At 60.4% G+C, this 23,833-nt stretch carries 17 protein-coding genes, 1 tRNA gene and 3 pseudogenes; 11 read left to right on the top strand and 10 right to left on the bottom strand.

The features are described from left to right. Nucleotides 1-103: 103 nt before the first annotated feature. Nucleotides 104-916 carry a hypothetical protein gene (locus A7X77_RS13635; RefSeq protein ID WP_245293747.1) on the bottom strand — a complete coding sequence of 271 codons (813 nt, stop codon included), beginning with the start codon at nucleotides 914-916 and terminating at the stop codon, nucleotides 104-106. Nucleotides 917-1,128: 212 nt separating this feature from the next. On the opposite strand from A7X77_RS13635, the gene A7X77_RS13640 reads away from it, so the two are divergent. The 6 genes and pseudogenes from A7X77_RS13640 (at nucleotide 1,129) to phnE (A7X77_RS13660) (ending at nucleotide 7,094) form a co-directional block, all read left to right on the top strand. Next, complete coding sequence (locus A7X77_RS13640; protein ID WP_064683445.1) at nucleotides 1,129-2,397, top strand: patatin-like phospholipase family protein; 1,269 nt, start codon at nucleotides 1,129-1,131, stop codon at nucleotides 2,395-2,397. A gap of 48 nt (nucleotides 2,398-2,445) precedes the next feature. Then, nucleotides 2,446-2,607, top strand: a pseudogene (locus A7X77_RS33940) (arsenical resistance protein ArsH); the annotation flags it as partial. 105 nt (nucleotides 2,608-2,712) lie between these two features. Then, nucleotides 2,713-3,555, top strand: a complete 843-nt coding sequence (gene phnC / locus A7X77_RS13645) for a phosphonate ABC transporter ATP-binding protein (protein WP_156668109.1) — start codon at nucleotides 2,713-2,715, stop codon at nucleotides 3,553-3,555. A 77-nt stretch (nucleotides 3,556-3,632) separates the two neighbouring features. After that, nucleotides 3,633-4,538, top strand: coding sequence for a phosphonate ABC transporter substrate-binding protein (phnD, locus tag A7X77_RS13650; protein ID WP_064683447.1), 906 nt, complete (start codon nucleotides 3,633-3,635; stop codon nucleotides 4,536-4,538). A gap of 71 nt (nucleotides 4,539-4,609) precedes the next feature. Then, complete coding sequence (gene phnE, locus A7X77_RS13655; RefSeq protein ID WP_064683732.1) at nucleotides 4,610-5,569, top strand: phosphonate ABC transporter, permease protein PhnE; 960 nt, start codon at nucleotides 4,610-4,612, stop codon at nucleotides 5,567-5,569. A gap of 13 nt (nucleotides 5,570-5,582) precedes the next feature. Continuing rightward, nucleotides 5,583-7,094: a phosphonate ABC transporter, permease protein PhnE gene (phnE, locus tag A7X77_RS13660; protein ID WP_064683448.1), complete on the top strand. Its 1,512-nt coding sequence runs from the start codon at nucleotides 5,583-5,585 to the stop codon at nucleotides 7,092-7,094. Between the two features lie 129 nt (nucleotides 7,095-7,223). Here the strand turns inward: phnE (A7X77_RS13660) and A7X77_RS32310 are convergent. From A7X77_RS32310 to A7X77_RS13685, 7 genes and pseudogenes are all read right to left on the bottom strand, one after another. Continuing rightward, nucleotides 7,224-7,575 (bottom strand): annotated as a pseudogene (locus A7X77_RS32310) (TSUP family transporter); the annotation flags it as partial. A gap of 167 nt (nucleotides 7,576-7,742) precedes the next feature. Next, a pseudogene (locus A7X77_RS33070) lies at nucleotides 7,743-7,935 on the bottom strand (hypothetical protein); the annotation flags it as partial. Between the two features lie 177 nt (nucleotides 7,936-8,112). Then, on the bottom strand, nucleotides 8,113-8,646 hold the full coding sequence (locus A7X77_RS13665; RefSeq protein WP_064683449.1) for a SixA phosphatase family protein: 534 nt from the start codon (nucleotides 8,644-8,646) through the stop codon (nucleotides 8,113-8,115). Between the two features lie 317 nt (nucleotides 8,647-8,963). Beyond that, nucleotides 8,964-12,779 (bottom strand): vitamin B12-dependent ribonucleotide reductase, encoded by a 3,816-nt coding sequence (locus tag A7X77_RS13670; protein ID WP_064683450.1) that lies wholly within the window; start codon nucleotides 12,777-12,779, stop codon nucleotides 8,964-8,966. Nucleotides 12,780-13,402: 623 nt separating this feature from the next. Next, on the bottom strand, nucleotides 13,403-13,897 hold the full coding sequence (gene gpt, locus A7X77_RS13675; protein WP_038688405.1) for a xanthine phosphoribosyltransferase: 495 nt from the start codon (nucleotides 13,895-13,897) through the stop codon (nucleotides 13,403-13,405). 199 nt (nucleotides 13,898-14,096) lie between these two features. Then, on the bottom strand, nucleotides 14,097-14,939 hold the full coding sequence (locus A7X77_RS13680) for a universal stress protein (protein WP_064683451.1): 843 nt from the start codon (nucleotides 14,937-14,939) through the stop codon (nucleotides 14,097-14,099). 105 nt (nucleotides 14,940-15,044) lie between these two features. Further along, nucleotides 15,045-15,821, bottom strand: a complete 777-nt coding sequence (locus A7X77_RS13685; RefSeq protein ID WP_064683452.1) for a competence/damage-inducible protein A — start codon at nucleotides 15,819-15,821, stop codon at nucleotides 15,045-15,047. A 504-nt stretch (nucleotides 15,822-16,325) separates the two neighbouring features. Between A7X77_RS13685 and A7X77_RS13690 the strand changes: the two genes are divergently transcribed. Together A7X77_RS13690 and A7X77_RS13695 are read left to right on the top strand one after the other, a co-directional pair. After that, nucleotides 16,326-16,411 (top strand) — tRNA-Leu (locus tag A7X77_RS13690). 314 nt (nucleotides 16,412-16,725) lie between these two features. Then, nucleotides 16,726-18,720 carry a hypothetical protein gene (locus A7X77_RS13695; RefSeq protein WP_064683453.1) on the top strand — a complete coding sequence of 665 codons (1,995 nt, stop codon included), beginning with the start codon at nucleotides 16,726-16,728 and terminating at the stop codon, nucleotides 18,718-18,720. Between the two features lie 460 nt (nucleotides 18,721-19,180). Here the strand turns inward: A7X77_RS13695 and A7X77_RS13700 are convergent, their stop codons facing one another. Then, nucleotides 19,181-19,555, bottom strand: a complete 375-nt coding sequence (locus A7X77_RS13700; RefSeq protein ID WP_064683454.1) for a VanZ family protein — start codon at nucleotides 19,553-19,555, stop codon at nucleotides 19,181-19,183. Between the two features lie 218 nt (nucleotides 19,556-19,773). On the opposite strand from A7X77_RS13700, the gene ilvA reads away from it, so the two are divergent. The 3 genes from ilvA to A7X77_RS13715 all read left to right on the top strand — a co-directional run bounded on the left by ilvA (nucleotide 19,774) and on the right by A7X77_RS13715 (nucleotide 22,897). Then, the gene (ilvA, locus tag A7X77_RS13705) at nucleotides 19,774-21,024 is read left to right on the top strand and encodes a threonine ammonia-lyase (protein WP_064683455.1); all 1,251 of its coding nucleotides are present in this window, start codon (nucleotides 19,774-19,776) and stop codon (nucleotides 21,022-21,024) included. 37 nt (nucleotides 21,025-21,061) lie between these two features. Then, the gene (locus A7X77_RS13710; protein WP_064683456.1) at nucleotides 21,062-21,385 is read left to right on the top strand and encodes an HlyU family transcriptional regulator; all 324 of its coding nucleotides are present in this window, start codon (nucleotides 21,062-21,064) and stop codon (nucleotides 21,383-21,385) included. A 243-nt stretch (nucleotides 21,386-21,628) separates the two neighbouring features. Beyond that, the gene (locus tag A7X77_RS13715; RefSeq protein WP_064683457.1) at nucleotides 21,629-22,897 is read left to right on the top strand and encodes a GGDEF domain-containing protein; all 1,269 of its coding nucleotides are present in this window, start codon (nucleotides 21,629-21,631) and stop codon (nucleotides 22,895-22,897) included. Nucleotides 22,898-22,985: 88 nt separating this feature from the next. Here A7X77_RS13715 and A7X77_RS13720 read toward each other — a convergent pair whose 3' ends face one another. Continuing rightward, nucleotides 22,986-23,762 carry an SDR family NAD(P)-dependent oxidoreductase gene (locus tag A7X77_RS13720; RefSeq protein ID WP_064683458.1) on the bottom strand — a complete coding sequence of 259 codons (777 nt, stop codon included), beginning with the start codon at nucleotides 23,760-23,762 and terminating at the stop codon, nucleotides 22,986-22,988. Nucleotides 23,763-23,833: the final 71 nt, after the last annotated feature.

Here is a 23,833-nt window from a genome sequence, read left to right on the forward strand (position 1 = left end):
AGCTATTGCTTAGCAGCCGTCCAGTGCCGTAATCTTCGAGACCAGCGTCTTGCCAAAGGCGTAAGTGGTCTGGACATCAGCCCGGCCCTGACAGCGCCGTCCATCACGGGTGATATTCGTACGAAACCCGCACATCATTATCGCCGCGCAGCGCAGTGCCCGTGAGTTTGAGCGGCTGCGACATCGCACCGAAGAAAGCGTGGATCGAAGCTTCGTTGAAGGGGCCTTTGCCGCGCTTTTCCGGAATGACCAGAGCCGAAGCCGTTTCACCGTCGGCCACCGCGAGCGCGGAGTAGAACGCCGTCACCGTGCCCATCGGATCATACGGAAACGTCTTGCCATCGTCGGACGCCGCATCCGCCGCGTCCAGCTGAACCGTATCATAGGCGATGCCGACGCCTTGTGCCTTGGCGGGCGTCAGCCACTCGATGCCTTCAGGCGGCGCTGACGTCACGTAAGCGATCGCGGTGTCGGGCAGTCCCAGCTGATTGAGATAGGCGCCAACCAGGGCATTGGCGACGCCGCTTTCGGTAGCCTTGCCATCTATCACGCGATAGGCTGCATGGAAGCCGAGATTGGATGTGGCCTCAAGCATGCGCGGCGAACCGGCAAGCCAGGTGAGGGCGCAAGCTGAAGCGCACAAGGTTCCCGGAGGGACGGCCGTGGCAAAGTTCCGAAGACGGATCGCGCGTCCGATCTCAATGCCGGCTTTGAGATCCCCGCCCTCGCTGTTTAGAAATACCAGCGCGTTGTTGGGGGCCGCGGCCACGTTTCTGAAAACGATTTCATCACCTTCGTTTAAGACGCCCGTGACCGAGATCAGGTCCGTGTCACCTTCCAACGGCTCTCGCATAATCTCCGCTGCGGACAGAGGAAATGCGCATAGAAACAACAACCCAGCCACGATGTGACGCATTGATTCCCCCGCCTTCGCTCGCGTTATTGAACATCGCGAGGGATGTTTTGCAAGACTGATCATGCAACCCTGCAGAGGGCTCGGCCTGTGGATCGAAATGAAGGAGGCCGGACGCCAATCTCTTGGCAAATCCGCTATGACATTCCTTCGCGCGGGTCTCGATCTGATATACAGCGAATGTCGCCATCCTTGTTAACGTGATACGACAGAGCATGTCAGAAGACGAGCGTCCCGAGGAAGACAGCGTCTTGTCTGGATCCGACGAGCCCGAGAAGTCAGCGGAGCGTTATCAACTCGGCCTCTGCCTTTCGGGCGGCGGCTATCGGGCCATGCTTTTCCATGCGGGATCGCTGGCAAGGCTGAACGAGGCCGGTCTTCTGGCGAAGCTCGATATGATCTCTTCGGTATCGGGCGGATCAATCGCCTCCGGACTGCTGGCCTATGTGTGGCCGAGGCTGGTCTTTCAGAACGGGGTCGCTGTCAATTTCAAAGCCGAGTATTTGGATCGTATCCTGGCCTTCAGCCAGGTCTTTGCGGATGGGCCGAGCTTCCTGAAGGGCGTGTTCAACCCCTTCTCGAGTGCGGCGGAGGAAGCCGCCAAACTCTACGGGCGGCATCTGTTCGACGGAAAGTCGCCAAGCCTGAAAGACCTGCCGGGATCGCCCTGGTTCGTTTTCTGCGCCAGCAATCTCAGCACCGGTTCGCTCTTCCGCATGTCCAATCGCTATATCGCGGACTACCGGATCGGCCTCTCGTTTCATCCGGCGCTTCCGCTTGCGACCGCAGTTGCCGCCTCGGCCGCATTCCCGCCCGTGCTGTCACCACTGCGCTTGGACCTGTCGCAGTTTTCATGGAGGAGAGAAAAGCTCGATGAGACGGTCGGCGAACCTGTCGCTCCGGGCAGGGCAATATTGAGCGATGGCGGCGTTTACGACAATCACGGCATCGAGCCGGCGCTGAAACGTTGCGACTGCCTGCTCGTCAGCGATGCCGGCGCGCCCTGGCGGTCTTCCAACCGCGGATATTGGAACTATCTCAGCCAGCTCAAGCGCGTGCTCGACACGGCGGACAATCAGGTGAGGTCGTTGAGGCGGCGGGACCTGATCGGCGGCTTCAAGGCCGCAAAGCGGGCAGATCTGCTTGGCCTCGACGACCTCGCAAAATCGGCTCTGCGCGCGAGAACGCATGGCGTCTATTGGTCGATCGACAACAAGGATGCCGAACTCAAGCCATATGCCTCCTACACGCTGCCGCCGTCGTCAGTCGTTCCCTCCGACGTCGGCACCCATCTTCATTTCCTCGGCGCGAGAGAGACAGAGCGTCTGGCGAATTGGGGGCACTATGTCTGCGACGCGATGCTCAATCGGTTTTACCCATCGCCGCTGGCTCCATCGTCTGGGCCGCCACTGGCGGCCGGGAGCGTGAAGCCCACTTGGACGGCGAGGGCAAGCAAACGGCTGTTCGACGTCCTGCCTTTCTAACACACTCCAAAAGTTCAGCTGGGACGTCTTGACCTGCGAAATCATCAGTCGCCATCCTCATACTACGACCGCGTCGTCGACATCTGTGAGGAGCTGGGCAAGTTCACGTTGCTGACGCGCCACTGCTCTTCGTATCTGACCGACCGTTACAGCGAACGCAAGGAAGACGCTGAAAAGCTTGAGAAGCGTGTGTCGCTCGAGTCGATCTGACCTTACCGAAGCCGCTCTTCATCTTTCATAAATCTGACATTCAGCCGACATCGTAGCTTCATGCGAGACCGCTACAGAGCCCCGGACCAAATGATGGGGGACCGGATGCGGCTGGAAGCACTCACGCGTAAATTCGGCGTCAGGACCGCAGTCGACGCCGTTACGCTTTCCATCCCTCAGGGGCAGATGGTCGGCGTCATCGGACGCTCCGGCGCGGGGAAGTCGACTCTTCTGCGAATGATCAACCGCCTGCAGGAGCCGACGTCCGGCAAGATCCAGTTCGGCGACGTCGACGTTACAGGGCTCCGAGGGAGCGACCTTCGCCGGTGGCAGCGTGACTGCGCGATGATCTTCCAGCAGTTCAATCTCGTCCCGCGTCTCGACGTCCTCACGAATGTCATGCTCGGCCGGTTGAACCATCGTTCGACGGTCGCGAACCTGCTTGGAATATTCGGACGCGAGGAGCGCATCATGGCGATTGCCGCGCTCGAGCGTCTCGGCATCGAGCAGACTGCTCTCCAGGCGGCGGGAACGCTGTCGGGAGGTCAGCAGCAGCGCGTGGCCATCGCGCGGGCCCTCATGCAGGAGCCCAAGATGGTGCTGGCGGACGAGCCGATCGCCTCTCTCGATCCGCTGAACGCGAAGATCGTCATGGACGCGCTTCGAGACATCAACGAACGCGAAGGCATCACTGTCGTCACCAACCTCCATACGCTCGACACGGCGCGCAGCTACTGCGAGCGGATTGTCGGCATGGCTGCGGGCAGGGTGGTGTTCGACGGCAAGCCCTCCGAGCTTACGGCGGCAGCCGTCTCGGAAATCTACGGCACCGACAGGGACGGCTCCGGGATCGACGAATCGATGACTTCGACGTCCATCAATGTTCCTGTCTCCGCGACTGCGAGACCTCAAGGCGAACTGCAGCCGGTGGCTTTGGCGGGCATCTAACCTCGCGGCCGCCGGTAGCTTCCGATGGAACTTCTCAACCTCTCAATTTCCGTATCACCGACCCACTGGAGAGACACATGTTCAAGAAAGCACTCTTTGCCGCTACCGCGCTTCTGACCCTCGCGGGCGCAGCCGGGGCGGAAAACCTGAAGGAGTTCCGCATCGGCATTATCGGGGGCGAGAACGAAGCAGACCGGCTGCGCAACTACCAGTGCATAACGGAGAAGCTGCCATCCGCTCTCGGCGTTGAAAAAGTATCGCTCTTCCCTGCAGCCGACTACGACGGCGTCGTCCAGGGTCTTCTCGGCGGTACGCTCGATTACGCCGAACTCGGCGCTTCCGCCTACGCCAAGGTTTACCTTGCCAAGCCGGAGGCCGTCGAACCGATCCTGACAACGATTCAGACGGACGGTTCCATGGGCTACTACACGGTAATGGTCGCCCGCAAGGACAGCGGAATTGCCAAGCTCGCTGACATGAAGGGCAAGAAGCTCGGTTTTGCCGACCCTGACTCCACGTCCGGCTACCTTGTTCCGCTCGTCACGCTTCCCGAAGCCACGGGCGCCCCGGTCAAGGAATTTTTCGGCTCGACCGGCTTCGGCGGCGGCCATGAGAACCTTGTCCTCGAAGTGCTGAAGGGCAACTTCGACGCGGGCACGACCTTCGGATCGGGCGTCGGCGATTTCAAGGACGGCTACACCTCAGGGAACCTGCGCAAGATGGTCGACAAGGGCATCCTGAACATGGACGATCTCGTCGAGCTATGGAAGTCGCCATTGATCCCGAACGGTCCTGTCGTCGTCCGCTCGTCACTGAACGCCGACATGAAGCACAAGTTCAAGGACTTCATGATGAACCTGCCGAAGACTGATCCCGCGTGCTTCTCGGCCATCCAGGGCGGCAACTTCCAGGGCTTCGCGGAAGTCAATGTCAACTTCTACAAGCCGATAATCGACGCCCGCAAGGCTACCATCGGCGGCTGATGCCGAATGTCCGGCCCGGTGACGACGCGGTCGTCGCCGGGCTTGTTCCTTTTCCTGCAGCGGAAGAATCCATGCCAAGTACGATCTCCGGAGCCGCGCTTGGCGTAGGCGGGGCCACCATCGAGCGCCATAGCCGCCAACTGGCGTCGCAACGGGCGTTCTACACCATCATCTGCGTCGGCCTGCTCCTGTTCGTGGCCTCCGGTTCGCTCTGGTTCGCGAACGAGACGAACTCTGGAAAGTTTTTCGACCGGCTGCCCCATCTCTTCGACTTCGTGCAGGACCTCGTGCCGCGCGATGGCACCGAGATATGGCGGGCTCTGTTCGACCTGCCGTCGCCCTACGACGACGGAAGCTTCAAATACAACTACCCCGAAGGCCGTGTGTACCTGACGCAAGGCTTTTACATGCCGGAATATTTCGCGAAGATGATCGAGACGCTGAACATCGCGCTCGTCTCGACGCTGATCGGACTGATTCTCGGCTTCGGTCTCTGCTTCCTCGCCGCCAAGAACACGGCGCCCAGTCGTTGGATCAGGGGCCCCGTGCGCAGGCTGATGGAAGTTCTGCGCGCCTTCCCCGAGGTGGTAATTGCCGGCTTCTGCCTTGCAATCCTCTCCCTTGGTCCGATACCCGCGGTGATCGCAGTATCTATTCATACCATCGGCGCCCTCGGCAAGATGTTCTACGAGGTCGTCGAAAACGCCGACATGAGGCCGGACGAAGGTCTGCGATCGGTCGGCGCCAACTGGGCGGAGCGCATGTGGTTCGGCTTCGTGCCGCAGGTCATGCCAAATTTCATGAGCTACTTTCTCCTCAGGTTCGAAATTAACGTCCGGGCCTCGACGATCATTGGTGCGGTCGGTGGCGGCGGTATCGGCGAACTCCTCCGCCTGTCGATCGGCCAGGGTCATCAGGCAAAGACTCTGGCCATCGTACTGCTGCTTCTGCTGACCATAGTCAGCATCGACCAGTTTTCCGCGTGGCTTCGCCGAAAGCTGGTCGGCGAACAGTCCTTCAGTTCCATTTGAGGCGTGAGCGGTTATGAAGACACTAGACGCGGCCGCGATGAACGCACTGGAAGCCCGGCATCCGGAAATCTTTCGACGCTTCGACTGGCGGCATTTTCGCATCCCGCTGCTCGCAGTCGCCTGCATCCTGTATCTCGCTTCGGCCTGGTGGTATTTCGGCGTGTCCAAGGTCGTCCACGACGCCAACTGGGGCATCGCCGGTAACTACCTCGCCGACTGGGTCTCCTACGAGATCAGACCGGAGATATCGATCGGGAAGGACGGCGCCATGTCCGTCGACTATTCCCGCTTCGACCCGATCGGACCGAATCCAAACCCGTCCTGGATCCAGTCACGCAAGGAGACGGTGACTCGCGTGATCGAGGCCCCCGCGGCCGCGCCGACGGTGCCTGCGGCGCCGAAATCAAGCTTCAACTTCATGGCGCCTGCGGCGTCCGCTCCACAGCAGGCACAGGCAGCGGCGGTGACGCAGACCCGCACCGAGGACGTCACTACCGAAGCTCGCGTTGAACTTGGAACAGGGCGGAGGATCGATGTCAGTCCGGACAAGGTCGTTCTGACGCGCGACGGCGAGACGGTCGTCTTGACGCTCGACCATTCCGCAGGAGAAGTCCGCGCCGAGGGAACGCTGCCTTCCTGGGTGGAGCAGAGATCCCCCGGCGGACGGGTGATCGCCTATTTCGGATTCTCGGGCTGGACCGACATCAGTGCGGAGCGGGTCAGGGTCCGCCGGCGGTTTCTAGGCTGGGCGAACTTTGTTTTCGACACCAACTCGGCCTTCTTCGGCAAGTCATCAGCCGAGGTCGTCCGGCTGGTCACCGAGGGGGAGCGGCTCGACCCAAAGCAGAGCAACCTTTCACTAGCCGTAAACGACATCCTCTATAACCCTTCTTGGCAACATCTCGACGTCTGGACGAAGTTGCTGCAGACGGTGATCATGGCGTTCATGGGCACCCTCATGGCGATGGTCGTGGCGTTTCCATTGTCATTCTTCGCCGCGCGTAACATCTTCCGAAATCGACCAGCCAACCAGCTTACGAAGAGGCTTTTCGATTTCCTTCGATCAGTCGACATGCTGATCTGGGCCCTGTTCTTCACCCGCGCGTTCGGACCGGGGCCGCTTGCAGGCATTGCCGCGATCTTCTTCACCGATACGGGGACGCTCGGAAAGCTGTATTCTGAGGCGCTTGAGAACATCGACGAAAAGCAGCGCGAGGGCGTCCGCTCGGTGGGGGGCTCCCCGGCAGCGGTGCAACGCTACGGGGTCCTTCCGCAGATCATGCCGGTCTTCCTGTCGCAGGCACTCTATTTCTGGGAGTCGAACACGCGCTCCGCCACGATCATCGGAGCAGTGGGAGCAGGCGGCATCGGTCTGAAGCTGTGGGAGGCGATGCGCACTAACTCCGACTGGGAAAACGTGGCCTATATGGTGCTGCTGATTCTCATGGTCGTCTACGTCTTCGACACCGTGTCCAACGCGCTGCGCTCCCGTCTGATGGGGACCAGCCGCAACAGCCACCCCTGATGGCTCGGCTGCCATGAGAAAATACTGGCCACGCAGGTCGCAACGGCAGGATTCCTTGCGACAGCACCGAGGATGAACAGGCAATCAAGTTCGATAGCAACGGCGTCCGGAAGATCCTGAAACCTGCCGTCAATGGCGCCATTCCTTGATCGCCGAAACAATGAGGATGGCTGCAAGGGCGGGAAGCACAATAGAACCAGGAACGACGCCCAGCAGCATGCCGCCGGCGTAGGTGCCGAAGATCGAGCCGATGGCCATCAAGAGCACGAAGCCCCCTTTCCCTCCAGATCACCGAGAAGTTGCGGTCACGACTGTAGCGCCCGAATGCGGCTAGCATCGTTGGGAGGCTGACGGCGAGGGAGAGGCTCCCGGCGACCTCGATATCGACGCCGAAAAGCAGGATGAGCGTGGGAATGAGCAGTTCCCCTCCAGCGACGCCCAGGACTGCCGCAACGACGCCGATGACCGATCCCGCCGCCACTTTCCTGATTTGTTCCTCTTGTCATTCCCCGGGCACTTTTCAGTGCCCCGGAGATAGTCACCTATGGCGTTAGCCAGTCTAGCTTTCGAAATGGCCAGTTCTAGCGGTTTTTGGCCAATAGTTCGTTCAGTTTCTCAAGGCGCGGCACAGAGGCGACAGGAGATTCCTCAGGCGCACCCGCTCGTCGCCCCACACGTGATCGCACTTCTCGCAAGTGCCATTCCGCACCATCGTGAAGTTCTGGCATTCCGAGTACATGTTGCCGGTATAGCCCTGCATGATCGAGCGCTGGCGGCGTTCGGCTTCCACCTTTTTGGCTTCGGTCTTGGCCGTTGCCGCATCGGCTGCCGCCTTGTCGGAGAGATGCCCGCAATGGATTACCTTGTAGAACCGATCCCAATTCGTTGCCGAGAACGGGCTCTCCAGCCAAGTCGGAGTTGTCGAACTTTTGTTCCGTGAATGGCCAGTTCGGACGCGCGAGGGTGGAATCAGGGCCGGGCACCATGGCCACCAAATTCAAAGCCCGATAGTGTCGTATTATCCCAAGGATCGCGGGGTTACGAACCGCTCGAGATAACCGGTGCCCGCCGCAATCTCGTCCCAACCGTCGAGATCGAGGGCGATGACGGCGAGTCCCGCCGTCGGGAACTTCTTCCGCATGCGTCCCACGGCGGCGGCATCGCCGTCCGCAACGATAAGCGAGGCCGCATTCTCCATGCCGGGATTGTGGCCAACGATGAGCAGCGTGCGGATATCAGGTTCGACGTCCCGGATCACATCGAGGATGCGCTCGGCCGACACCTCGTAGATATCAGCCGCCTCGCGTTCGGAGACCTTTTTCGAAAGGGCCTGGCGGACGAGCTTCCAGGTTTCCTGCGCCCGGCGGGCCGGCGAGACGAGGGCGAGATCGGGGATCAGCTTTTCGTGCGCCATATAGGTGCCGATGACGGGCGCTGCCTTGCGCCCGCGACCCGCCAATGGCCGTTCACGGTCTGCCACACCGGCGGGCCAGGCAGATTTGGCGTGGCGTAGAAGGATGAGGCGGTGTTTCCGCATGGGGTTGGGCGTCATTTCATCGCGAGGCCGATGTCGTCGGTTAGCGCTTCGTTTCGTGTTTACTCCTGGAGCGGTCTTGCCTGGAGATCGGCAGTCTCTGACGCAACCCTTCGCGGGGACACTCGAATTGGCGACAGCGGTCCTCGCCGCCTTTGGCTACTCTGTCTCCGTTTGTTCCTCGAAGGCTTCTCCGGGCACTATTAGTGCCCGGACGGCCTCCTATATCGGGTCGGCTATTTCTTCTGTCGGAAATGGCCAATTTCAGAGGCTTTTGGCCGGAATTAGCTTCGATTCCAACATACATACCATACGCTGAAGAACCACAAGCCCGCTCAGCTGCACCCGCTCGTCGCACCACACGTGTCGCACTTCTCGCAAGTGCCGTTCCGCACCATTGTGAAGTTCTGGCACTCCGAGCACATGTTGCCTGTATAGCCCTGCATGATCGAGCGCTGGCGGCGTTCGGCTTCCACCTTCTTGGCTTCGGTCTTGGCCGTTGCCGCGTCTGCTGCCGCCTTGTCGGAGAAGAGGGCAGTGGCGTCGCTGGTGATTTCTTCCATCACCTCTTCGGCAATCTCCTCGGCCAATTCCTTGGCGCGCTCCTCGTAATCGCGCTTGAAGGCAACGATTTCGGAGGTAGAGATAGCGGCCGTCGGCTCCAGCTTGCGGGCAGCACTGCCGGCAAAGGCGGTGACCGTGGCGGTGGAGGCGGCGCGGGCAGGGGCAGCGGTCGCCGCACCCTTGGGTTCGCCCGCCTGGCGTTCGCCGCCGGCGCCGGACACCAGCGTCGGCTTGTAGCCGCGGGTCCAGCCGGTCGACAGCAGGTTGGTCTTGCCTTCCTGGATGCCCTTGCCGAGCGCGGTGTTGGAGAAATCCGACGTATCGACATGGGCGAGGTCATGACGGCCGAGATAGGAGACGGCAAGCTCGCGGAAGACGTAATCGAGGATCGAGGTGGCGTTCTTGATCGCGTCGTTGCCGATGACCATGCCGGCCGGCTCGAACTTGGTGAAGGTGAAGGCCTCGACATATTCCTCGAGCGGCACGCCATATTGAAGGCCGAGCGAGATGGCGATGGCGAAATTGTTCATCATCGCGCGGAAGGCAGCGCCTTCCTTGTGCATGTCGATGAAGATCTCGCCGAGGCGGCCGTCGCCGAATTCACCGGTGCGGAGATAGACCTTGTGTCCGCCGACGGCGGCCTTCTGGGTATAGCCCTGGCGGCGGTTCGGCAGCTTCTCGCGTTCGCGCGAAACGCGTTCGATCACCCGCTCGATGATCTTCTCGGTGATGGTGACGGCCTGGGCGGCGACGGGGGCCTGCAGCAGTTCCTCCAGTGCGTCCTCGTCGTCCTCGTCTTCGATCAGCGAGGCATTGAGCGGCTGCGACAGCTTCGAGCCGTCGCGATAGAGCGCGTTGGCCTTGAGGCCGAGCTTCCAGGACAGCATGTAGGCGTTCTTGCAATCCTCGACGGTCGCCTCGTTCGGCATGTTGATCGTCTTGGAAATCGCGCCCGAGATAAAGGGCTGGGCGGCCGCCATCATGCGGATATGGCTTTCCACCGAGAGGTAGCGCTTGCCAATCTTGCCGCAGGGATTGGCGCAATCGAAGACCGGCAGGTGCTCGGCCTTCAGGAAGGGCGCGCCTTCCAGCGTCATGGCGCCGCAGACATGGATGTTGGCGGCTTCGATGTCCTTCTTCGAGAAGCCCATATGGTCGAGCAGGCTGAAGCTCATGTCGGCGAGCTGTTCATCAGAAACCTTCAGCGTCTCCTTCAGGAAGTCGGCGCCGAGCGTCCACTGGTTGAAGACGAACTTGATGTCGAAGGCGCTCTTCAGCGCCGCGTTGACAGCTTCCACCTTCTCATCGGTGAAGCCCTTGGCCCTCAGCGTCGACGGGTTGATTGCCGGCGCCTGGTTCAGGTTGCCATGGCCGACGGCATAGGCCTCGATCTCGGCGATCTGGCTCTCGGAATAACCGAGCGTGCGCAGCGCTTCCGGCACGGCGCGGTTGATGATCTTGAAGTAGCCGCCGCCGGCGAGCTTCTTGAACTTGACGAGCGCGAAGTCGGGCTCGATGCCGGTCGTGTCGCAATCCATGACGAGACCGATCGTGCCGGTCGGCGCAATGACCGAAACCTGGGCATTGCGGTAGCCGTGCTGTTCGCCGAGCTCGAGCGCCTTGTCCCAGGCCGATTTGGCATGAGCGGCAAGATCCTGGTCGGGATTTTCCGAATGGATCAGCGCGACCGGGTCGATCGACAGGGCCTCGTAGCCTGAGGTTTCGCCGTAAGCGGCGCGCCGATGGTTGCGGATGACCCGCAGCATGCTTTCGCGATTCGGCGCAAAATTCGGGAACGGCCCGAGTTCGCCGGCGATTTCGGCCGAGGTTGCATAGCAGATGCCGGTCATGATCGCCGTCAGCGAACCGGCAATGGCGCGGGCTTCGGCCGAGTCATAGGGAATGCCCGAAGACATCAGCAGGCCACCAATATTGGCATAGCCGAGGCCGAGCGTGCGGTATTCGTAGGAAAGTTCGGCGATGCGCTTCGACGGGAACTGCGCCATCATGACCGAGATTTCGAGCACGACGGTCCACAGGCGAACAGCATGTTCGTAATCGCCGATATTGATGCGCTTGGTGGCCTTGTCCTTGAACTGCAGCAGGTTCAGCGAGGCAAGGTTGCAGGCCGTGTCGTCGAGGAACATGTATTCCGAGCACGGGTTCGAGCCGCGGATCGGGCCGCCGGCGGGCGACGTGTGCCAGTCGTTCATCGTCGTGTTGAAGTGGATGCCCGGATCGGCCGAGGCCCAGGCGGCGTAGGAAATCGTTTCCCAGAGGTCGCGCGCCTTCAGCGTCTTCATGACCTTGCCGTCCTTGCGGGCGGTCAGCTTCCATTCGCCGTCATTTTCAACAGCGCGCAGGAAGTCGTCCTTGATCGAGACGGAGTTGTTGGAGTTCTGGCCGGAAACCGTGAGATAGGCTTCCGAATCCCAATCCGTATCATAGGTTTTGAATTCGAGATCCTTGTAGCCCTGGCGAGCGAACTGGATGACGCGCTGGACGTAATTCTCCGGAACCTGGTCCTTTTTGGCGGCGCGGATTTCGCGCTTGAGGGCAGGGTTCTTGGCCGGGTCGAAGCAATCGCCGTTGTCGCCGCCGTCGCAATTGACACAGGCCTTCATGATCGCCTTCAGGTGCCGGGCGACGATCTTCGAGCCGGTGACGAGGGCCGCGACCTTCTGCTCTTCCTTGACCTTCCAGTTGATATATTCCTCGATATCCGGATGGTCGATATCGACGACGACCATCTTGGCGGCGCGGCGCGTCGTGCCGCCCGACTTGATGGCGCCGGCGGCGCGGTCGCCGATCTTCAGGAAGCTCATCAGGCCGGAGGAGCGGCCGCCGCCGGAAAGCTTTTCGCCTTCGCCGCGCAGCATCGAAAAGTTGGAGCCGGTGCCGGAGCCGTATTTGAAGAGGCGCGCTTCACGCACCCAGAGATCCATGATGCCGCCTTCGTTGACGAGGTCGTCCTCGACGGACTGGATAAAGCATGCATGCGGCTGCGGATGTTCGTAAGCCGACTTCGACTTGGTCAGCTTGCCGGTGAAAGGATCGACGTAGAAATGGCCCTGGCCGGGGCCGTCGATGCCATAGGCCCAGTGCAGGCCGGTGTTGAACCACTGCGGCGAGTTCGGTGCGACGCGCTGGGTGGCAAGCATATAGGCAAGCTCGTCCTTGAAGGCGGCAGCATCTTCTTCCGAAGTGAAATAGCCGCCCTTCCAGCCCCAATAGGTCCAGGTGCCGGCAAGACGGTCGAAGACCTGGCGCGCATCGATCTCGGAGCCGGTCTGCTCTTCCTTAGGCAGGTTCTTCAGTGCAGCATCGTCGGCAACGGAGCGCCACAGAAAGGACGGAACATCGTTTTCCTCGACCTTCTTCAGCCGCGTGGGAACGCCGGCCTTGCGGAAATACTTCTGCGCCAGAACGTCGGTAGCGACCTGGGAGAACTGTGCGGGAACGTCGATATTCTCCAGCCGGAAGACGATCGAACCGTCCGGGTTCTTGATCTCGCTTATCGCCTTGCGGAATTCTATATCCGCATAGGCGCCCTGGCCGGCCTTCGTGAAACGACGTTCGATGCGCATAGTCTTGACCTCGCGTTGGCGCCCGTCCCCAGGGCGCAAGATTCCTATCCGGCGGCACATTGTCATCGTGCAGCCAGTCTCGTTTCCGTATTGTCACAGGGGTGTCATCCGGAGATGTCCTTCCTGTATCTTGTGGTGATGGTGGCTGCAAACGCTAAATATAGTATTAACAGCTTATTATCGCCAGTCCCGACGTCACTTTTTTTGGAGGCTGAAAACAGCGCATAAATCCCGTCGGGCCTGAACCGGTTCCGGCGCAATGCCCTGATTCTGCGTCTTGTCTTTCAAAGGGAACCGGGCTCGTACCTCCGGTCCTGTCGCCGCCGCAACATCAGAAGCAGTAAAGTTTGAAACTGCTGATTCCGTCAAGGGTTGGTTTCTAATTGAATGGTAACCACAACATCTTGTGGATGCGCCTGTGGAGATTGGGGAAAGCCGGGGAGCGCTGAAAATACAATGACTTGCAGGCGCCGCCGGCTCGGGAAAATGCCGCAGCGGCAAAAAAGCGTCCCGCGGCAAATCTTATGATGGCTTTTCCGGCGCAATTGCGCATGGCGATTCGCAGGCGAAATCAGCGCTGTCAAAGTGCGCCGACGAGGGGCGGCGCACTTCAGTTGGAGCTATTAGCGCGCGCCCTTCGCGATCGGCTCCTGATAGGTGAAGCCCATGTCCCAGGGGAAGTAGATCCATGTATCCTGGCTCACCTCGGTGATGAAGGTGTCGACGGTCGGCACGCCCTTCGGCTTGGCATAGACGCAGGCGAAATGGGCCTTCGGCAACATCGTGCGCACCTGTGCGGCGGTCTTGCCGGTATCGGTCAGATCGTCGACGACGAGCACGCCTTCGCCGCCGTTTTCCGCAAGCTCTGACGCAATTCCCTTGAGCAGCACCATGTCGCCCTGGTTCACATAATCATGATAGGAGGCGATGCAGACGGTTTCGATCAGGCGGATATTCAATTCGCGCGAGATGATCGCGGCCGGAACAAGCCCGCCGCGGGTGATGCAGACGATCGCCTTGAACGTCTGGTCGAGGCCGGCAAGCCGCCAGGCAAGGGCGCGCGCATCGCGGTGGAACTGATCCCAGGAAACGGGAAAGGCTTTATCGGGAAGGGACATCGGGCTGCTCCGCGGCATGATAGAGATGACACGCCGTTTGCCGGCGACCGGACGGGCTTGCAGTGGCGATCGGCAAAACAAGAAATCGCGCAAGCCGGAACTGCGCGAGATCGGCCGAGGCTCGAAGCCCTCATCGGTCGCCGCAATTAGCGGGATTTGCCGGCAAAACGCAAGAGCGCCGATCCTTGCGGCAGGCGGGTCATCGCGACAACAGCGTCAGCGCCGTCATCGATTGCAGCAAGCTCTTCGTCGTGCCGCCGAAGATCATCTGCCACAGCCATGAATGCGTATGCGCGCCCATGACCAGGAGGTCAATACTGTCGTCCGAAAGCCGGTTTTCGATGACATGCGAGGTGTTTCTGTCCACGCTTCGGGCCGTCGAAAACGTCGTCTTCACACCGTGGCGGGCAAGTCCCGCGGCGATCTCGGCGCCAGGGATCATCGATGAATGCGGCGCCGTCTCGGCCGGATCGACCGAAAATATCTCCACCGCCTCGGCCGCCTTCAGGAACGGCAGCGCGTCGAAGGTTGCGCGCGCCGCCTCCTTCGAGCCGTTCCAGGCGATCAGCACGCGTTTGATCGGCTTCGGCTGGCGGATGATATAGGGGATCATCAGCACCGGCCGGCCGGTTTCAAAGAGGAAACTGTCGAGATCGACATGGCTGTCGGACGGGTTGGCCGGGTCGGCCTGCGAAGCGATCAAGAGATCTGCGCTGCGCGCGCTGTCGATCAGCGGCGCCGAGCCGTAGCCGGTCGATGTGGCGAAGCTGCGCCATTCGGAGGAGGCGCCGGCGGCGTGCGCCTTGGCGCGGAATATGGCCTCGATGGCGGTCGTTTCGCCATGCGCCATGTCCTGCAGCGCCTGCACCGCGACGGGATCAGGAATTTCCATCGGCGCCACCAGCGGCACGGCGGAGATGATTTCGGCGTGCAGTCCGATCACATGAGCGCCGCTCTCGGCGGCAATGGCAAAGGCGAAATCGGCAACGGCGGCGCTATTGTCTCTCGTATCGAGAATGGCGAGAATGGTTTTGTAAGACATATAAATTCTCCTTGCGCTGAAATGGCGGGCGCGAGGCAAGGAGTGCACCGGTCTCCTCTCCCGTTCCTTGACAGATATCAAGGATGGCCAGTTCCCGTACTGTCCTCAAGCCTCGGCGGAATGGTTCTCAGTGACCTCCTTTTTCCGGCGGATGGCGTCGATCATCGCATGCACCTCGGCGCCGGCCGCATCGATCGCCGCTTGCGCGCGGCCGCGCACGACGATCTCGGTCGAGAATTTCTGGCCGATATAGCGCGGGTAGGAACCGATGCTGGTGTCCGGATGGGCTTTCTGAATCGCGGCAAGCGGCGTGCCGATATCGCCTTCGCCGTAAGGGCAGGCGATAGCGAGCGACAGCACCGGCGTGCCGGTTCGAAGCGTCGGCAGCACATTGTCGACCATCGCCTCAAAAACCTGCGGCACGCCAGCCATGACATAGACATTGCCGATGATGAAGCCGGGCGCGGTCGAAACCGGATTGGCGATATGGGCCGCCCCGCGCGGCATGCGCGCCATGCGCTGGCGCGCCTCGGTGAATTCCATCTCGCGGCGGCGATACATCTCGGCCAGCAGCGTCATGGCCTCCTCGTCATGCTCGCAGGGCAGGTCGAACGCCTTGGCGATCGCATCGGCGGTGATGTCGTCATGTGTCGGCCCGATGCCACCCGAGGTGAAGACATAGTCATAGCGGGCGCGAAGCGCGTTCAGCGCCTCGACGATCGCCTCCTCATCGTCGGCGACGATGCGCACCTCCTTGAGATCGATGCCGGAAAGGGTGAGGAGCTCGGCGAGGTGGCCGATATTCCTGTCCTTGGTACGGCCGGAAAGCAGTTCGTCGCCGATGGCGAGCATGGCGGCGGTGACGACGGTGTCATGGCTCATGGGGTGTTCCGTGATGTGAGGCTGGTCAATAGGTAGCGCCCTTCAGCCGCTTTGCAAACACTCGAGCAGGATGCGGAAAAGTGTGAGCGGCACGGTCGCCTCGCAGATGTGCAATTTCTGGGCCTTTGGTTCGCCGGCAAGATTCGGTTTGTCTTCCCTGGGCCCTCCAAGGCAAGATAGGCACCGAAGCAGTCAAGAGCGGGGTCGCCTTACCGCGCCTCCACATCACCAGCGGCGACGGCTCGCGCCGGTCTTCGAAATCGAGCTGGAAGACGCGAAATATCAGGGCGCCCATGTTGCGGGGTGCTGGCATGCTCGCTTGATCTCGATGCCGAAATGGCAGAGGCGCGGCAGCCACAGACTTGCCGCGCCGTTTCTGCTTGGCAGGCGCCATCGCGAAGGACGGGTTCTTGGGAAGCTTGCCTTGTTCGTGCGATAGGAAGCCTGATATAGGCGATTGCGCGTGGCATCCATTGAGTCGCGTGCATACATGAATCAAAAGCAGGCCGCTTGCCGAAATTGGTAGACGGAAGGCACTTAAAATGCCTCGGGCTACGCCCGTGCGGGTTCGATTCCCGCAGCGGCCACCAATGCCGATAGAATAGGCTGAGGGCGAGGGCTCTCCCGATCGTCAATCGCGCCGCTTGCAATGAGGAGCGTGTCGATTGCGACATAATTCAGAGCGGTTCTCGGGTTGCAGCCAGTTGGTTTACAAGCTATCGCGATTTTCAAGATGACAAAGCTATTGGATCGACGTGCAGACCTCCCACAATTTTGAGTATTTCGCTATGTTCTGGCAGATGTCCGCCGTCCACAGATTCGTTGCCGGTCAAACGGTTCGTGCGTTCGCATCTATGCTGCCGGCGAACGGGGGCGCTGCATCAGGTGGGAGGAGCGTCAGGCCATGACCCTCCTTGCCGCCTGGCTTGTCGTTGCACTGATTTTGCTGTTCGGCCTGATCTTTCATCGCGCCCTTGCGCTTCAGTTGAACCGCGGCCTCAATCCACCTATTCGTGACGGCACGGACCTGCTCTTAAGCGGCATCTTGCCTGGAATTGCGCTCGTCGGTGGTTTGGCAACCGTTCTGGGGGCGATACATCTGTTGCGCGTGGAGGTCGTGCTGCCAATCGCCGCCCTTCTCGTGATCTGGCGCCGAAATGACCTGCTGGGTATTCTCGCCGATTTGCGCGGTTTGGTGGTGGCGGGCGTGCGGGCGACCGGCAAGGGCGATCCGTTTCCTCTCCTGGCGGCCATCGCATTTATCGGTTTGGCCTGCGTCATATCAGTTACCGCTCTTTTCCCCGCGGCATCAGCCGACGTTTGGGCTTTTCAAATTCCGCTCGCACAAAGCATCGTTTCCCACGACGGGTTTGTGACGCCGCAGGTGGACAGTAATTTCTACGGAAACATACCCCTTTTCTTCAATGTGCTTTTCGCTTGCACATTGCTGTTCATCGATCATTGGCTCGCGGCGGGTCTGCTCAACGCGGCGATTTTCCTCGGATTCCTGCTGTTGCTTGCAAGCTGCGCGCAGCGCTGGCGGGCGGCCGGATCATTGCTGGTCTGCTTCCTGGTTGCCTTCCAGCCCTTCTTTACACCGGGGGCTGCGGTTCCTCTCACGGACCTTCCAAGATCGTGTTTTTCGGTTGCCGCCGTCCTTTATCTTTGGCGGTACCTCGAGACCTCACGGCCTTCGGAGCTTGTCTCCTGTGCTCTCGTCCTGGGCGGGGCCGTCGGCGGTAAATACACCGAACTTCAAATGGTTGGGTTGATCGGCCTGGCGCTGTTGCCTTCGATCTACCGCGGAAAGCTGCCATTGCCGCTCTTCCTGACATGCGTTGTCGCCTTTTTGTCTGTAGCCGGCTACTGGTACGCTAAAAATCTCATCGTGCTCGGCAACCCCATCTACCCTTTCATGTTCGGACATCCGGGGCTTTCGGATCAATGGATGGCCGACTATACCCTCGAGCTCGGACGCGCTTTCGATCCAGCAAACCGGTTTTTTGTCACCAATCTGACAACCCGCCAGGGCTGGCACGACTTTTTCTTCATCATGCGTGATTGGTTTCTGGATCGCAGGCTCTATGCGATCGTCGCACTCATGCTCATCATCGGCGGCCTCATCGCGTCGCCGAGACGGATATTCATGCTTATTGCAACGACTGCCGCGATGTTCATCATCTGGTATGTTGTCATGTTCAACCATATCCGATGGGCGACTCCGGCTTATTTGCTTTATTTTTCGACTGCTTATATCGGCGCGAGCCTGATTGCGGAGAAAATTGCCCTGAGCAAAACCGCTCAGCTAGGCGGGTTTGTGTTCGATATGTCTGCACGTCTTCTGGCAGGATATAGGGCTGTCAGCGGCTATTTGTTTGCGTTTGGAGTGGCGGCCGTCGCTCTCTTGGTTTTCTGCCTTCCTGCCGTTAAATTCGTCTACCGCCCCAGTGGCCAGCCCTATTCCTGGATGGAGCAGGGGGTGATGGATGTCCTGGTTGGCCGGCAGGGGCTGGATGATTTTCTCGGCGCCCAGCGCGAAGGCTATGTCATCTACCGCTATGTCGCGGCGAATGACTTGAGAACCGTTTTCCAACCATTCGATACGGGTAGCACTCTGTACGCGGCGGCCTACACCGGAGGACGGGACAAGGGATGGTTGTTGCCGCCCTATATATTTCCTGAATCCGAAGGCGATGTGGATGCCTTTATCACGCGCAACAACATTCGTTATTTCATCCGGGTGACCGAAAAAAAGGAATTATTGGCTGACCGCATCGGCGCGGCCAAGTTCGTGTTGGCTGAGGAAACCATTTCTCGAATGCTGCCGAAGTCGACTTTGTTACTGAAGGACGGATTTGGATGGGAATTGTATCGGTTCGACGGCCTCTCCGCGCAATAATGGCGGCCAAACCAGCTGCAATCGATCTACTCGCATCCGCATCAGCCCGTTAGGTGTTCCACCCCGGCGCAGATGCGCCGTCCGCATCACCTTCATAATTCCATTGAACATGCATGTATATTGTGCATAGAGGCGAGTTATCGCTTGACAACTGCATTTTCGGTGCAAGCATTGCGCCGCGACAGTTGAGTAAGTGTTGTCTTGTGGGAGTAAGGCGATGGTTTACGATTGGAGTGGGACTAAGGTTCGGCGCATCCGGATCTTCAAGGCCGGTGTTGCGCTTGTTCTGGGAACTGCTATGGCGGCAATCCCTCTGTTCTTGTGGGCCGTGCAACTGGCCAATTTCTAGAGTGTCCTTAGCGCGTCGGAGAAGACGCGCTAAGGACACTCTATCACTTCCGAACCGCACAGATTCCGAATTGGATTTTCGGGCTTGCCTGTGGTCTGTTCCCTGTAATCGTCAGCGTTCTGTGGCCGGAGCGGGGTGCGGCGCCCTGGTCTCGCGCCACCTGTTGATCACCCAGCCGGCCAGCAGCCCGAGGGCCGCGCCCATCGCCTTGACGCCGGCGTCATGCAGGCGCGGATGGCGGGTCGGCGTGAAGTATTGCAGATATTCGATGGCGACCGCCCCCGTTATCAGCAGCACGGCCACCAGTTTCCATTGTCTGGGATAGGCGAGCGCGAAGGCGAGACCGAGGAGAATATAGGCACCGCCACGATCCGTATCGACGCTCGTGACCGTATGCGGTCTCAGCCCGATCGGCGAAACCGTGACAAAGAGGATCAAGGCGAGCAGCAGCCAGGCGAGCGGTCTTGCGAGTTTGACGATCATCATCGCTCCATATAAGTGGCAGGCCTTTGCGTTGACAGTTAAAATCAGTTCATCTGCCGTCGATTTTGCGATTGGCTTAAGAAAAGCTTCCCGAGGCCGGAACCGGCCTCGGGAGATAAGCGGCTCGGTCAGCGAAACGGAAATGGCGGGAGCCGGCTTTCTTTTGCCGGCCGGCCTGTGCCATAGCGGCGGCGGTTAATCTTTAGGAATGGACCACGCCCGTGACAAGACTTCAAGTCGAAAGCGCCGAAGCGGCAATGCGCAGCCTTTTCCCGGCGACGCCACTGCAGTTGAATGACCATCTCTCCGCCCGCTATGGCGCCGATATCTGGCTGAAGCGTGAGGATCTGTCGCCGGTGCGCTCGTACAAAATCCGCGGCGCCTTCAATTTCTTCCGCAAGGCGATCGGTCAGGGTGCATCAGGCAAGACCTTCGTCTGCGCCTCGGCCGGCAATCACGCCCAGGGCTTCGCCTATGTCTGCCGCCATTTCGGCGTGCCTGGCGTCGTCTTCATGCCGGTGACGACACCGCAGCAGAAGATCGACAAGACCCGCATGTTCGGCGCCGAATTCATCACCATCCGACTGTTCGGCGATTTCTTCGACCAGTGCTACCAGGCCGCGCGTGACCATGTGGAGGCGATCGGCGGCGTCATGGTGCCGCCCTTCGATCACGCCGATATCATCGAGGGGCAGGCGACCGTCGCCGCCGAAATCCTGCAGCAGCTGCCTGATGGGACGGTGCCTGACATGGTCGTGCTGCCGGTCGGCGGCGGCGGGCTTGCCGCCGGCATTACCGGTTATCTCGAAGGCATCGTGCCGAAATCGGCCTTTGTCTTTGCCGAGCCGGCCGGTGCGCCGAGCCTCAGGCGCAGCATCGAGGCGGGCCAGGTGACGACTCTTGCCAAGGTCGACAACTTCGTCGACGGCGCCGCCGTCGCCCGCATCGGCGACCTCAATTTCGCCGCTCTGCGCGATTTTTCAGCAAGCCAAGTACAACTGATGCCCGAGAACGCCATCTGCGTCACCATCCAGGAAATGCTGAATGTCGAGGGCGTCGTGCTGGAACCGGCCGGCGCCCTGTCGCTGACGGCGATCGCCGCGATGGAGGCGCAGGCGATCCGCGGCAAGACCGTCGTTGCCGTCGTCTCCGGCGGCAACTTCGATTTCGAGCGCCTGCCTGACGTAAAGGAAAGAGCCATGCGTTACGCAGGGCTGAAGAAATACTTCATCCTCAGGCTTGCGCAGCGCCCCGGCGCGCTCAGGGATTTCCTTAATCTGCTCGGCCCCGACGACGATATCGCCCGCTTCGAATATCTGAAGAAATCGGCGCGCAATTTCGGCTCGATCCTGATCGGCATCGAAACCAAGGCGCCGGAGAATTTCCCCCGGCTGATCGCAAATTTCGAAGCCGCGGGCATGGGTTACGAGGATATTACCGAAAACGAGATCCTCGCCAGTCTGATCATTTGACTTGGCGAGCGCGATGCCGCCGTGTTAGAGACGGATCATGGCTTCGTTCCTTTCAAATCTCTTTTCGATGTTCTCCGGCGGCAAGGCCGCTTCGGAGGTGGCAGGCCCCTCCGGCGAGCCGCAGCTTTACGGCGACTGCACGATCTATGCGGAGCCACGCAAGGAAGGCAGCCAATACCGTCTGGCCGGCCGTATCGAAAAGAAGGTCGGCGACGAGGTGTTGGTGCGCAATTTCATTCGCGCCGATCTTTTCTCTTCCTCTGACGACGCGATCGAGTGCACCGTGCGCAAGGCGCAGCAGATCATCGACCAGCATGGCCCGTCGCTCTTCGGCGACGGCGAGAAGCTTCGCCAGGTCTGAAGGTGCGATCTGTTCCGACTCGGGGCGCCGGACAGAATTTCCTTGCTTTTCAATCGTATGCCTTGAGCGTTCATCGCAAATATAAGTACGCGCTCACGCAATCTTAAAGGATTGCGGTGAAAGCTATGGCCTGCAGGATTTGCAGGGCGCCCTCGTGTTTGACTTTTTCAGACGATCGATCAAAGGATCCGCAGCCGCGATCGCCGCGTCGGCGCGACGCCGACCTGCAGCCGAGGTGTCGTAATGGAGGCGCTAAACCTCGTTCTCTTCGTCGTCGAAGCCGTCGCCTATTTCGTGCTGATGGTGACGCTTCTGCACTTCCGCCATCGGCTCGGTCTTGGGGTCTTCCTGACGGCGCTCGGCGTCATGCATTTCTTGGAGACCTATCTGGCCGCGGTCTTTTACGTCTCGCTGCCGTTCGGGGATGTGTCGCCGGGTTCATCCGTCTTCTTCTCCGGCAAGCTGATGATGATCCTGATGCTATACCTGTCGGAGGATGCCGCGACGGTGCGCCAGCCGATCTACGGCCTATTCCTCGGCAACTTGCTCACCGTCGGCATCGCCTGGATGCTGCAACTGCACCAGCCGCTGCAGCTGTCGTCAAACCATACGCCCGACGTCGATTTCTTGAAGGAGATGGGCTGGCTGATGATCTGGGGCACGGCGCTGCTCTATGTCGATTCGCTCGGCATCATCCTGCTCTACGAAAAACTCGGCGATTTCTTCCGCAGGCGCGTCGTGCTGCGTTTCATGATCTCCGGTTTCGTGCTGCTGACTTTCGACCAGATCGGCTTCTTCGCCGCGCTGCACTATTTTCTCGATGTGCCGGTCGCCGTATTCTGGGGCGGCTGGAAGGCGAAGATGTTATCGGTCTGTCTCTATGGGGCGATGTTTGCGATCTATGAATATCGAATCCGCCGCCTCGGCGCTGACGCCGCCGCGCGCTCCATCAGCGACGTCTTCGGCGATCTGACATTCCGCGAGCGTTACAACGATCTTCTGGAGCGCACCGGCCGCGACATGCTGACCGGCGTCTATGACCGCACACGCATGGAGCTGGAGGCGCCGCTGATGTTGCGCGAGGCCCTGCGGCAGGGGCTATCCGCGACCGTTCTCATTATCGACGCCGATCACTTCAAGGACGTCAATGATGGTTATGGTCATCTCCAGGGTGACGCGGTGCTGAAGTCTATCGCCGCCCGGCTCGGCACGACGCTGCGCTCCAGCGACCGCATCTTCCGCTTCGGCGGCGAGGAGTTCGTCGCCGTCTGTCCGGGCACGAACCATGAGGAAGGATTGTTGCTTGCCGGGCGTCTGCGCTGGACGATCGCGACCAGCGTCAAGACGCCGGATGACAATCCGGTAACCGTCAGCATCGGCGTTGCGACCGCCGACGAGGACGGCACCAGTTTCACCACGGTGCTGTCGGCTGCCGACGGCCGGCTTTACGCGGCAAAGAAGAGCGGCCGCAACTGCGTCGTCGGCCGCTCCGGCGTGCTGAAACTCGGTTAAGCCGGCCGATTTTCCGAGGACCCGCTGCGTCGGCTGCAGGTGTTTAAGGGAGGCCGGGCAGTCTGACTTGCCCGGTGCACTCTCCGGCTCATGCGGGCCGGAAGATCTTGGCGCCCGCAGGCGCGCTCGTCATGCCACCGTCGACGATGATCTCAATACCAGTGACGTTGGACGCGTCATCAGAGGCCAGATAGAGCGCCGCCTTGGCGATTTCATCGGCTTCGCTCATGCGTCCGAGGGGGCTCATGCCGCCGAGGCGGACCTCGAGCGCCGACATCGCGTCTTCCGTCGGTGCCATCGGCGACCAGATCGGCGTCCTCGTGCCGCCGGGCGTGACTTGATTGACGCGGATACCGCGCGGTGCAAGCTCGGAGGCCATATTGCGCGTCATCGCGCGCACCGCCGCCTTGCTCGCAGCATACGCTGACCAGCCGGGAGATCCGATCACGGCGTGCACAGAACCGTTGAGAATGATCGAAGCGCCGTCGTTGAGATGCGGCAGGGCCGCCTGCACGGTAAAGAAAACCGCCGTGAGATTGGTGCTGATGATCTGGTTGAACTGCGCGAGCGACGTGTCACCGAGCGGTGTCGCCCCGCCGATGCCGGCATTGGCGAAGACGATGTCGAACTTGCCGACCGTTCCGGCCGCTTCAGCGACGGCCTTTTCGGTGGCGGCGGCATCGGTGACGTCGAGCCTCAGGGCTACTGCGTCGGCCCCAAGCGCCTGTTCGGCGGCAGCCAGCGTTTCCGGATTGCGGCCGGAAATCACGACTTTGGCGCCCTCATCGATGAACGCCTTGGCGGTCGCAAGGCCGATGCCGCTATTGCCGCCAGTGATCAGAGCAATCTTGTTTCTTAGACGCATGATTCATGCTCCTCTTGGAAATGACAACGATCTGGATTATGATCGTTATCCAAGAAGATTATGATTGTAAT

The organism is Rhizobium bangladeshense (assembly GCF_001662075.1).
Classification (GTDB): domain Bacteria; phylum Pseudomonadota; class Alphaproteobacteria; order Rhizobiales; family Rhizobiaceae; genus Rhizobium; species Rhizobium bangladeshense_B.

Coding starts and splice junctions, on each gene's coding strand:
- phnE (WP_064683448.1), top strand. CDS start 5,583: ATGAAGACACTAGACGCGGCCGCGATGAACGCACTGGAAGCCCGGCAT.
- A7X77_RS13700 (WP_064683454.1), bottom strand. CDS start 19,555: ATGATGATCGTCAAACTCGCAAGACCGCTCGCCTGGCTGCTGCTCGCC.
- phnC (WP_156668109.1), top strand. CDS start 2,713: ATGCGGCTGGAAGCACTCACGCGTAAATTCGGCGTCAGGACCGCAGTC.
- A7X77_RS13710 (WP_064683456.1), top strand. CDS start 21,062: ATGGCTTCGTTCCTTTCAAATCTCTTTTCGATGTTCTCCGGCGGCAAG.
- A7X77_RS13720 (WP_064683458.1), bottom strand. CDS start 23,762: ATGCGTCTAAGAAACAAGATTGCTCTGATCACTGGCGGCAATAGCGGC.
- gpt (WP_038688405.1), bottom strand. CDS start 13,897: ATGTCCCTTCCCGATAAAGCCTTTCCCGTTTCCTGGGATCAGTTCCAC.
- A7X77_RS13670 (WP_064683450.1), bottom strand. CDS start 12,779: ATGCGCATCGAACGTCGTTTCACGAAGGCCGGCCAGGGCGCCTATGCG.
- A7X77_RS13685 (WP_064683452.1), bottom strand. CDS start 15,821: ATGAGCCATGACACCGTCGTCACCGCCGCCATGCTCGCCATCGGCGAC.
- A7X77_RS13715 (WP_064683457.1), top strand. CDS start 21,629: ATGGAGGCGCTAAACCTCGTTCTCTTCGTCGTCGAAGCCGTCGCCTAT.
- phnD (WP_064683447.1), top strand. CDS start 3,633: ATGTTCAAGAAAGCACTCTTTGCCGCTACCGCGCTTCTGACCCTCGCG.
- A7X77_RS13680 (WP_064683451.1), bottom strand. CDS start 14,939: ATGTCTTACAAAACCATTCTCGCCATTCTCGATACGAGAGACAATAGC.
- A7X77_RS13665 (WP_064683449.1), bottom strand. CDS start 8,646: ATGACGCCCAACCCCATGCGGAAACACCGCCTCATCCTTCTACGCCAC.
- A7X77_RS13635 (WP_245293747.1), bottom strand. CDS start 916: ATGCGTCACATCGTGGCTGGGTTGTTGTTTCTATGCGCATTTCCTCTG.
- phnE (WP_064683732.1), top strand. CDS start 4,610: ATGCCAAGTACGATCTCCGGAGCCGCGCTTGGCGTAGGCGGGGCCACC.
- A7X77_RS13640 (WP_064683445.1), top strand. CDS start 1,129: ATGTCAGAAGACGAGCGTCCCGAGGAAGACAGCGTCTTGTCTGGATCC.
- A7X77_RS13695 (WP_064683453.1), top strand. CDS start 16,726: ATGACCCTCCTTGCCGCCTGGCTTGTCGTTGCACTGATTTTGCTGTTC.